This window comes from Pseudomonas sp. PDM26, from assembly GCF_019219185.1.
GTDB lineage: Bacteria > Pseudomonadota > Gammaproteobacteria > Pseudomonadales > Pseudomonadaceae > Aquipseudomonas.
Genome location: NZ_JAHUWC010000032.1, coordinates 1 through 1,367 on the forward strand (window position 1 = coordinate 1; position 1,367 = coordinate 1,367).

A 1,367-nucleotide genomic window follows, 5' to 3' on the forward strand; every position below is an offset into this window, starting at 1 on the left:
GGGCATTAATGAGATGGTCACCCCCACACCCTGCGAGGGCTACGCTTTCGCAGGGTGTTTTGTTTTCGGAGGCCATCATCATGAGCGAGTCAGCGTTGATCGGTATCGATCTCGGCAAACACTGTTTCCACCTGCACGGTCAGGACAAAACGGGTCGAGAGGTGTTTCGCAAGAAGTGCTCGCGTCCACAGATGATGCAGCTCTTTGGCAATCTGCCGGCCTGCAGCGTGGTGATGGAAGCCTGCGCCGGCGCGCATTTCGTTGCCCGTGAGTTGATCGCCATGGGGCATCAGGCCAAGCTGATTTCCCCGCAATTCGTCCGGCCCTTCGTCAAGGGCAACAAAAATGATTTCGTTGATGCCGAAGCCATTTGCGAGGCGGCTTCACGTCCGTCGATGCGCTTTGTCACACCTAAAACCGAGGCGCAGCAGACTCTTGCCGTTCTGCATCGCCTGCGCGAGTCGTTGGTGCGTGACCGCACCAAAGCCGCTAATCAAATGCATGGCTTTCTGCTGGAGTTCGGCATCAGTCTGCCCAAGGGGCTGGTGATCATGAAGCGCTTGGCGAATGTTTTGGCTGAGCACGAGTTGCCCGTTCGGTTGACGGTGCTGTTGCAGCGACTGCATGACCACTTTGGTTACCTGGACGAACAGATCAAGGCGTTGGATAAAGAGCTGGCCAGCCAACTGGCCGACGATGATCTGGGCAGTCGTTTGCTCAGCGTGCCGTGCGTCGGGCCGATCACCGCCAGCCTGTTGGCGGTCGAAATGGGTGATGGCCAACAGTACAAATGCAGCCGTGATTTCGCCGCCTCTGTGGGGCTGGTGCCCAGGCAGTACAGCACGGGTGGTCGAGCCAATTTGCTCGGCATCAGCAAGCGCGGCGACAAGAACCTCAGGCGACTGTTGGTCCAATGCGCCCGGGTCTATATGCAGAGGCTGGAACACCAAAAAGGGGCTCTGGCTGACTGGGTGCGCTCATTGCTTGGGCGACGGCACTCGAATGTGGTGGCCTGCGCCTTGGCTAACAAGCTGGCGCGGATCGCCTGGGCGCTAGCCGCCCACCATACGCAGTATGAAGCAGGGCCAGACGCGCTGAACGCCTGACCCTGCAGTTGTTGCAGCACCACGAATCACCCTTCAGGTTTTGCGATAGCTGAACAACGGATGACGTGAACGGCCCACCGGCCTGACGAAGAACCTGACATAAAAATCGGCTTCAGAAGCCGCGGCATTTTTCAGGAACGTCAGGCGCGACTCTCATCGTGGCGCGGGGCATGCCCCAGATAGACGCCGGATAGATTTAAGCAAGCCAACCACTTCACCCATTAATCAGTATTGCAAAAATGGGGGTGACCATAGATTTTT

1 protein-coding gene is annotated in these 1,367 nt (G+C 57.7%); it reads left to right on the plus strand.

Annotated features, from left to right (window positions below; genetic code table 11):
* Positions 1 to 80 precede the first annotated feature (80 nt).
* Positions 81 to 1,106 (plus strand): IS110 family transposase, encoded by a 1,026-nt coding sequence (locus KW849_RS30925; protein WP_218433891.1) that lies wholly within the window; start codon positions 81 to 83, stop codon positions 1,104 to 1,106.
* Positions 1,107 to 1,367 lie beyond the last annotated feature (261 nt).

Excerpts from the sequence above, each read along its gene's own strand:
- KW849_RS30925 (WP_218433891.1), top strand. The coding sequence starts at position 81 with ATGAGCGAGTCAGCGTTGATCGGTATCGATCTCGGCAAACACTGTTTC.